The 7,913-nt window shown below is 73.4% G+C and carries 10 protein-coding genes and 1 pseudogene; 7 read left to right on the plus strand and 4 right to left on the minus strand.

The genetic code is table 11. The features are described 5' to 3' along the window. The 4 genes and pseudogenes from PSH25_RS24735 to PSH25_RS24750 all read left to right on the plus strand — a co-directional run. Positions 1-421 (plus strand): annotated as a pseudogene (locus PSH25_RS24735) (cobalamin-binding protein); the annotation flags it as partial. A gap of 116 nt (positions 422-537) precedes the next feature. After that, entirely contained in the window at positions 538-885 is a 348-nt protein-coding gene (locus tag PSH25_RS24740) for an STAS domain-containing protein (protein ID WP_238661348.1), read from the plus strand. Positions 886-979: 94 nt separating this feature from the next. Further along, entirely contained in the window at positions 980-1,426 is a 447-nt protein-coding gene (locus PSH25_RS24745; RefSeq protein ID WP_210818485.1) for a response regulator, read from the plus strand. Positions 1,427-1,540: 114 nt separating this feature from the next. Beyond that, the gene (locus PSH25_RS24750) at positions 1,541-2,062 is read left to right on the plus strand and encodes an ATPase (protein WP_238661349.1); all 522 of its coding nucleotides are present in this window, start codon (positions 1,541-1,543) and stop codon (positions 2,060-2,062) included. Between the two features lie 24 nt (positions 2,063-2,086). Here the strand turns inward: PSH25_RS24750 and PSH25_RS24755 are convergent, their stop codons facing one another. The 3 genes from PSH25_RS24755 to PSH25_RS24765 form a co-directional block, all read right to left on the minus strand. Next, positions 2,087-2,938, minus strand: a complete 852-nt coding sequence (locus PSH25_RS24755) for a hypothetical protein (protein WP_238661350.1) — start codon at positions 2,936-2,938, stop codon at positions 2,087-2,089. 426 nt (positions 2,939-3,364) lie between these two features. Then, entirely contained in the window at positions 3,365-3,790 is a 426-nt protein-coding gene (locus PSH25_RS24760; RefSeq protein ID WP_124819422.1) for an OsmC family protein, read from the minus strand. A gap of 109 nt (positions 3,791-3,899) precedes the next feature. Continuing rightward, complete coding sequence (locus PSH25_RS24765) at positions 3,900-4,847, minus strand: serine/threonine-protein kinase (protein ID WP_238661351.1); 948 nt, start codon at positions 4,845-4,847, stop codon at positions 3,900-3,902. 200 nt (positions 4,848-5,047) lie between these two features. Here PSH25_RS24765 and PSH25_RS24770 point away from each other — a divergent pair, with 200 nt between their 5' ends. The 3 genes from PSH25_RS24770 to PSH25_RS24780 all read left to right on the plus strand — a co-directional run bounded on the left by PSH25_RS24770 (position 5,048) and on the right by PSH25_RS24780 (position 7,608). Continuing rightward, a complete protein-coding gene (locus PSH25_RS24770; protein WP_091408172.1) occupies positions 5,048-5,278 on the plus strand; it encodes a DUF8847 domain-containing protein in 231 nt (76 codons plus the stop codon). A 109-nt stretch (positions 5,279-5,387) separates the two neighbouring features. Beyond that, positions 5,388-6,128 carry a response regulator transcription factor gene (locus PSH25_RS24775; protein ID WP_372492842.1) on the plus strand — a complete coding sequence of 247 codons (741 nt, stop codon included), beginning with the start codon at positions 5,388-5,390 and terminating at the stop codon, positions 6,126-6,128. Between the two features lie 31 nt (positions 6,129-6,159). Next, positions 6,160-7,608 (plus strand): sensor histidine kinase, encoded by a 1,449-nt coding sequence (locus PSH25_RS24780; RefSeq protein ID WP_372492843.1) that lies wholly within the window; start codon positions 6,160-6,162, stop codon positions 7,606-7,608. Positions 7,609-7,633: 25 nt separating this feature from the next. On the opposite strand, the gene PSH25_RS24785 is transcribed toward PSH25_RS24780, so the two are convergent. Beyond that, positions 7,634-7,913 (minus strand): arginase family protein (locus PSH25_RS24785; RefSeq protein ID WP_238661354.1); only part of this gene is annotated, 280 nt, incomplete at its 5' end.

The raw sequence follows: 7,913 nt of genomic DNA on the forward strand, positions 1-7,913 counted from the left end.
GGCCGGGCTGATCGCCGACGAGCGGGCGCTGCGCGCGGCGCCTCCGGCGCGGCTGGCGCACCTTGCCGACGACGAGTACGCCAGCCTGGTGCGCCGTCGCGGTGAGCTGATCGACAGCGCGTTGGCGGAGCTGCGGGAGCGGGTGCCGGCGACCCGGGCGTACACCGCCGCGCAGCTCGACGCGACCGTGAGCGACCTGGGCCACATCGTGGACTTCCTGGCCGCGGCGGTCTACGTCGACGACGCCTCGTTGTTCACGGAGTTCGTGCAGTGGCTGGCGGGGATCCTGACCAGTCGTGGGGTGCCCGTTGGGGCCATCGCCCTGCCGCTGGAGCACTACGCCGCCGCGTTGCGGGACTTCCCCCGGGCGGCGCGGGCACTGGCGCTGGGATGCGCGGCGCTGCCCGGCCCGGCCCGCTGACCGACCCGCCGGTGGCACCCGGATCGATCACCGCGCTCGGCGGCGCACCAGTCAGCTCTGCGTATACTTGCCGGACTGCAAACGTCCCACCCGAGGGTGGAGCGAGGGGGAGAACGGTGACGTTCAGCGTCAGCTACGTCGAGCGCGACGGTGGTGGCGCCTGCCTGCGGCTCGCGGGTGAGCTGGACCTGAGCACCGCCCCCGAGCTGACCGCCGCGATCGACCGGCTCACTTCGGCGGGCGAGACCCGGGTGCTGCTCGACCTGACCGACCTCACGTTCTGCGACTCCACCGGGATGGCCGTGTTCGTCCGGGGCGACAACCAGGCGGCGGCCGACGGGGGTTGGCTCCGGCTCACCGGGGCCAACGGGCGGGTCGAGCGGGTGCTGCGGGTGACCGGCCTCGCCGACGTGTTGCGCTACGAACCGGAGTCGGTCGACCCCGCGTCCCGCGCCGCCTCCTGATGGGCTAGATTTTCCCGCCAGCATTTCCCCGCATTTCCCCGCCAACGCGGTGACCGTCAGGGTCCCGTCCCCGCCGACTCCGAGGCAGGTAGTGATGGGCGCAGACAGCCCGCAGCCGGTACGCATCCTGGTGGTCGACGACGACCCGGGCGACGTGCTGATGATTGAGGAGGCGCTGGCGGACTCCGACGTCGACAAGATCATCGACGTGGTGAGTGACGGCGAGGAGGCGATGGAGTTTCTCCGCGCCGAGGGCCGGCACGAGCAGGCCCGCCGCCCGGACGTGATCCTGCTGGATCTGAACATGCCGCGGATGGACGGTCGGCAGGTGCTCGGGGCGGTCAAGCAGGACGAGGATCTGCGAACCATCCCCATCGTCGTGCTGACCACCTCCAACGCCGACACCGACATCGTCGGCAGCTACACGTTGCAGGCCAACGCGTACGTCACCAAGCCGATCGACCTGGACGACTTCAACGACGTGGTCCGCCGCATCGACGAGTTCTTCGGCCGGGTCGTCGTACTGCCCAAGCGCGGCTGACGCCCGCGCCACCTGCGCGCATGCTGAACATTTTCCCCGAACCCCCTCGGCGCGAGCGGTCCCGGCCGAGGATCCAGGTGGGGAAGTAACAGCAGCTGCCTGGGGGGCGACAGTATGAGGTTCTCCGTCGTTGAGACCGGTTACGACCAGCGGCAGGTGGACTACTGCCTGGACGAGTTGGGGATCCGGTTGTCCCGGCTGGCGGCGCGGGCCGAGGGCGCGGCCGGGGCGACCCGCGAGTGGGACGAGATCCGCCAGGAGGCGGCCTGGCTCAGCGGGCTCCTGCAACGACTGGACCTGGGTGACGGCACCGCCACCCGGCACGCCGGTGACGCGGTGCGGCGCGAGGCCGCCGAGCTCCTGGCCCAGGCCCGCGTCGAACTCGACGAGGCCCGCGAGGAGGCCCGGCGGGTGCGGGAGCGAACGTACGCGGAGGCCGTGCAGGCCCGACGTGACTTCGAGGCGGCGCTGGACGCCCGTCGACGGCGCGAGGCGCGGGTGGAGGAGATCCTCAGCCAGATGACGGTCGACCAGGTGCCCGCCGACACCCCCACGGCGGCTGCCGGCGTACCGGGCAGTCGGGTCGGTGTCGGCGGCCTGGACACGGGCGCGGAGCCGCCGCCCGGCCACCGCTGAGACGCGTGGGCGCGGAGGCCCAGCTCAGGCGGTGAGCGCCGCCGCGACGGTGGTCGCCCGGTCCTCGTGCTGGGCGTACGCGTCGGGGTAGGCGGAGATCTGCACGGCCTGGGCCGCGGCGGTGACGCTCATGTCCTGCCAGCCGGGGATCTCGTTGAGCGCGCTGTAGAAGGCCCGCGCGGCGTACGACGGGCGCATCAGCTGGGCCACCGTGCCCCAGCCGCTGCTGGGCCGTTGCTGGAACAGCCCCACCGAGTCGTGGTCGGAGCCGCTGCCCTGGTTCGGGTACTCCGCCGACTCCGGGAGGACGTCGCTGGCCAGGTTGTAGAGGTTGCTCTCCTGCATGGCGGTCGCCAGTGCCACCACCAGGGCGCGGCGCGGCATCTTCATCTCCAGGCCGACGTCCACGATGATCTTCGCGTTGTCCATCTGCGCCTGGTCGAGGCCGGCGACCGGCCGGGGGCGGCGGGGCTTGACCGGCTTCCTGGGCGCCTTGCGGACGGCGGTGGGAGTGGGTGTGGGCTTCGCCGTCGGGCTGGGCGGCAGGATCCGGGCGGGGGCGGCGTCGCGGTCCAGCGACCGGGAGGCGCGCTCGTCGGCGATGGCGGCGCGGTCGGCCACCGCCTCGGCGAGCGGCTCGACCGTACGGGAGGTGTCGTCGTTGCCGCGCGCGGTGGCGACCGCGACGAGGCTGAGGCAGCAGGTGACACCGGTGGCCAGCGCCACCCGCACCGGGGTCGAGCCCAGCAGGGCCCGCAGTGACCGGTCGGCGGCGCGGTGACGGCCGATCGTCCGTTCGGTTGATGCGGCGTCGTCCGAGAGGATGCTCGGGTGCGCGTCGGTCAGCTTCTGGGCGGAGGGGTCGTCGGGATGCACCTGCCGAGGCTAAAGAGCCAAATGCCCGATGCCACCAGTCCGTACAGTGGCATGCGCCACAATTTGCCCTGATCATGGTGACTTTAGTGGGCAAAGCACGGGCGAAGCTGATCAACCTCGCGGATCACTCCAGACGGTTATTCCCGACTTGCCGGGTGAATGCGGTCGCGCGGTCGGTCTGCCGGGCGAGCCCGGACCCAGGCCAGGCGGTCATCCGAACAACCGATGCACACCTCCACCAACCGGCCCCCGCCGTCCCGCAGATCGCGCGCGGCGCCGGCGCCGCCCCACGATCCCCTCCCTGCTCCGCGATCTTGCACTTGCTGTCGCGACATAGGGGGCAATCCCCCTGATATCGACGACCGAAAGTGCAAGATCGGCGCGGTGGAGGGCGGGGCGGTGGGGCGTGTGGGCGGTCGCCCGGATTCAGTGTCGGCCGTTCTCGGCCGGGGTGACGGTCAGTCGGTGCCGGCTGGCGTCGCTGCTGGAGAACGGCCACAGCCGGTCGGCGTACTCGACCAGATCGGCCAGTTGATCTCGGCTCAGGCCGGCTGAGGAGATCTCCGCGTGCACGTCGGCCCGGTAGCGGCCGTCGTTGTCCCGCCCCAGCTTCGCCTCCGCCCGGACCTGCACGGTGTGCGCCTCGTCGGTGATCTCCCCGGCCACCTCCACCGCCGCGTGGTGCAGGCAGGAGGCGAAGGCCGCGGCCAGCAACTGTTCCGGGGTCAGCCCGGTGCAGTGCGGCGCCAGCGGTGAGGCCAGCGCGGTGGAGAGCCCGCCATCGTCGGTGCGTACGTGACCGCCCTCGGCGGTCGCTGTGGCCTCACGCAGCCAGGAACTCTGATCCGGCATCGCGTTTCTCCCGTCGCTCACCAGGCCGGCTACCCGGCCGCCGCCCGGCGAAACGCTGTGCCGCCCCACGAACCCCGCCGCCGCCGACGAAACCCCGTGGGCCGTGTGGTCAGCGCGCGGTGCGCAGATTCGGCTCGTGGGCCACGGCCACCGCCTCGGTGGCCTCCGCGGCGGCCCGTTCGGTCCACGGCGACGTCGGGGCCGACCGGCGGGTCGTCGGGATCGTCATCGGCACGTACACCCGGGCGTCCACGGCCTCGGCCAGCAGCAGCGCGGCGACCAGGCTGGTCGGACGCTGCTCGGGGTCGTCGGCGAGGCAGGAGTGGCACAGCTCGGCGACCTCCGGCGGGAGCCCGGTGATGTCGGGCAGCGGCTCCGGTGGCTGACGGCGGCGGACGAGGAGCAGTTCGCTGGCGGTCGACGCGCGGTACGGCAGGCGGGCGGTGAGGCTGTAGTAGAGCAGCACGCCGAGGGCGTACATGTCGGCGGCCGGGGTGGCCGGCGCCTCGTCCAGCTGCTCGGGCGCCAGGTACGCCGGGGTGCCCAGCACCACGCCGGTCGGCATCGGGTCGGGTGCTCCGGCGGCGATGGCGATGCCGAAGTCGAGCACCTTCACCCCGGCCGGGGTGAGCATGACGTTGGCGGGCTTGACGTCCCGGTGCACGATGCCCTCGGCGTGCGCGGCGGCCAGCGCGGCGGCGACCTCCGCGCAGACCCGCACCGCGATCTGCCAGTCCAGCGGCCCGGCGCGCAGGTGCACGGCGAGCGTCTCACCCTCGGCCAGCTCCATGACGATGTAGGGCACCGGTCGGCCGGGCCACGTCGAGGAGGTGCCGAAGTCGTGCACGCTCGCCACGTTGGGGTGCTCCAGCCGGGCCGCCGACCGGGCCTCCGCGCGGATCCGGTCCACCGGGCCGTCCTGGTCGTCGCGGCCGGGCGAGATGAGCTTCACCGCGATTGGCCGGTCCAGCACCTGGTCGTACGCCCGCCAGACCTCGGACATCCCACCCACACCGATGCGCTGTTCGAGCCGGTACCGCCCGTCCAGCATGCGCATCGACCACTCCTCGTCCTCGCCCCGCCGACGGCGGGTGCTCAGATGGCGGTACCCGAGCGCCGAACTGGGCAAACCGGAGCCGGATTCGAGGGCGGGCGACCCCGCGCACCTCACTGCGCCGTAGCGGCGGGTGCGGTAGCTTGCGAGCCAGAGCCGGTGTCACCGAGTGTGCCGGCACGGTCACCCGAGGGGACGCCGCGATGAGCGAGGTCACCGTACGCTTCGTCGGCGGGCCCGCGGACGGCCTGGTCCGGCTGCTGCCGGCCGGGTCGGACGGCGCCCCACCCCAGCGTTGGATCATGCGGCACCCGGACGGCACGGGCCCGGTGCAGCCCGGCCCCGACCACCTCTACGAGCGCGACCGGCCCGACGAGGCGGGCGGCTGGAGCATGCGTTTCGTGCGCACCGACGCCTACGGGGTGTCCGAGTGACCACGAGGCGGGTCTGACCGGTGGCGCGCGGCGGCCCGGTCGCACAGCTGGCGCACAGCTTCCGCAGGGGCGTGGCACAGGTGTCGCGGCCACGATGGGGCCCATGGTCATGAACGGGCAGGCCGCGCCGAGCCGGATCGAGCTGCGTCGCCCCGACGGTGAACCCGTCCGGGTGCTGGTGGTCGACGACGAACCCACGCTCACCGACCTGCTGTCGATGGCCCTGCGTTACGAGGGTTGGCAGGTCCGCACCGCCGGCAACGGCATGGCGGCGTTGAGCACCGCCCGACAGTTCGAGCCGGACGCCGTGGTGCTCGACGTGATGCTGCCCGACCTGGACGGCTTCCAGGTGCTGCGTCGGCTGCGCGAGCACGCCCCCACCGTGCCGGTGCTCTTCCTGACCGCCCGCGACGCGGTCGAGGAACGCATCGCCGGGTTGACCGTCGGCGGCGACGACTACGTCACCAAGCCGTTCAGCCTGGAGGAGGTGATCGCCCGGCTGCGCGCGCTGCTGCGCCGCTCCGGGGTCGCGATCGCCGCCCGGGAGGAGGCGGTGCTGACCGTCGGTGACCTCAGCCTCGACGAGGACAGCCACGAGGTCCGGCGGGCCGGCCAGCTCGTCACCCTCACCGCCACCGAGTTCGAGCTGCTGCGCTACCTGATGCGCAACCCGCGCCGGGTGCTCAGCAAGGCGCAGATCCTCGACCGGGTGTGGAACTACGACTTCGGCGGCCAGGCCAACGTGGTGGAGCTGTACATCTCGTACCTGCGCAAGAAGATCGACGCCGGCCGGGCACCGATGATCCACACGTTGCGCGGCGCGGGCTATGTCCTCAAACCCGCCGAGTAGGCGCCGCCCGCTGCGGGCCGTCCGGGGGTGGCTGGCCGGGCGCTCCCTGCGTACCCGACTGGTGTTTGCCCTGCTCGCGCTGCTGGCGTTGGTCAGCGTCGCCATCGGGGGCCTGACCACGGTGGCGCTGCGGCACTTCCTGGTCGACCGGTTGGACGCCCAGCTGGCCCCGGCGACGGGCATGCGGGGCGACCGACCGGGTCGGCCGGCCTTCCCCGGCAACGGACTGGGCGGCATCCCACCCGGGTTGCCGTCCGGCGCGGTGGTCGCCGAGATCGCCGACGGCCGGGTGACCAGCGCCCGGACCCTGACCAACAGCGCCTCCAACGCGTTCCCCGACCCGCAGGCCGTCCCGGTGGGGGAGGTCGCCGCGCTGGCGGACCTGCCGGTCGGCGCCAGACCGCGCACCGTCGACCTCGGCGACCGTGGTGACTACCGGGCCGTGGCCCGGCAGTACTGGGACGGCCGGGTACGCGTCGTCGCGGTTCCCCTCTCCGGCGTCCAGGAGACCGTCTGGGCGCTGGTCGCCGCGCAGGCCGCGGTGGCCGCCGTCGGGCTGGTCATCGCCGGTGCCGCCGGAGCGCTGATCGTGCGGGCGACGCTGCGACCGCTCAACCGGGTGGCCGCCACCGCCACCCGCGTCACCGAGCTGCCCCTGGACCGTGGGGAGGTCGCGCTCGCCGTCCGGGTGCCGGCCGCCGACACCGACCCGCGCACCGAGGTCGGTCAGGTCGGCGCGGCGCTGAACCGGATGCTGGGCCACGTCGCCGACGCGCTCTCCGCCCGGCAGGCCAGCGAGACGCGGGTACGCCAGTTCGTCGCTGACGCCAGCCACGAGTTGCGGACGCCTCTCGCGGCGATCCGCGGCTACGCCGAGGTGGCCCGGCGTGGCCGTGACGAGGTTCCCGCCGACGTGGCGCACGCGCTGCGCCGGGTGGAGTCGGAGAGCACCCGGATGACCAGCCTCGTCGACGACCTGCTGCTGCTTGCCCGCCTCGACACCGGCCGGCCGCTCGCGGTCGAACCGGTGGACCTGACCGCCCTGGTGGTGGACGCGGTCAGTGACGCGCACGTCGCCGGTCCCGAGCACCGCTGGCAGCTCGAACTGCCCGAGGTGGCGATCCGGGTGCCCGGCGACGCCGCCCGGCTGCACCAGGTGGTGGCGAACCTGCTCACCAACGCCCGGGTGCACACCCCGCCCGGCAGCACGGTCACCACCACGCTGGCCGTCGACGCCGCCGGCGCCGTGCTCACCGTCGCTGACGACGGGCCCGGGGTGCCGGTGGAGCTGCGACCGGAGGTGTTCGAGCGGTTCGCCCGGGGCGACAGCTCCCGGTCCCGGGCGCACGGCAGCACCGGCCTCGGCCTGGCCATCGTCGCGGCGGTGGTGGAGGCCCACCACGGCACGGTCGGGGTGGACAGTCGTCCAGGTCGGACGGTGTTCACCGTCCGGCTGCCCGATCCCACAGCCGACGCGTAGGCAACGCACGGCACACCGGCACCGGTCAGTCGCCCAGCATCTCGGTGAGGACCTCGACGACCCGGCGGGTGTGCCGCCCGTCGGGGTCCTCGTCGGTGTTCAGGTCGGTCACGCTCATCCCGAGCAGCCGGTCGGCGCGGGCCAGCGGCGTGACCAGCGCGATCAGGTCCGCCCAGCGTGGCCCGTCCGGCTCCGGGTAGGTCACGGCGGGCAGGTCGCGCGGGTCCACCACGTCCAGGTCGAGGTGCAGCCAGGCCGGCCCGTCGCCGTCGGCGGCCAGGCCCGCGCCGACCGTCGCCGCGCCC

This window comes from Micromonospora foliorum (assembly GCF_022229015.1).
Taxonomy (GTDB): domain Bacteria; phylum Actinomycetota; class Actinomycetes; order Mycobacteriales; family Micromonosporaceae; genus Micromonospora; species Micromonospora foliorum.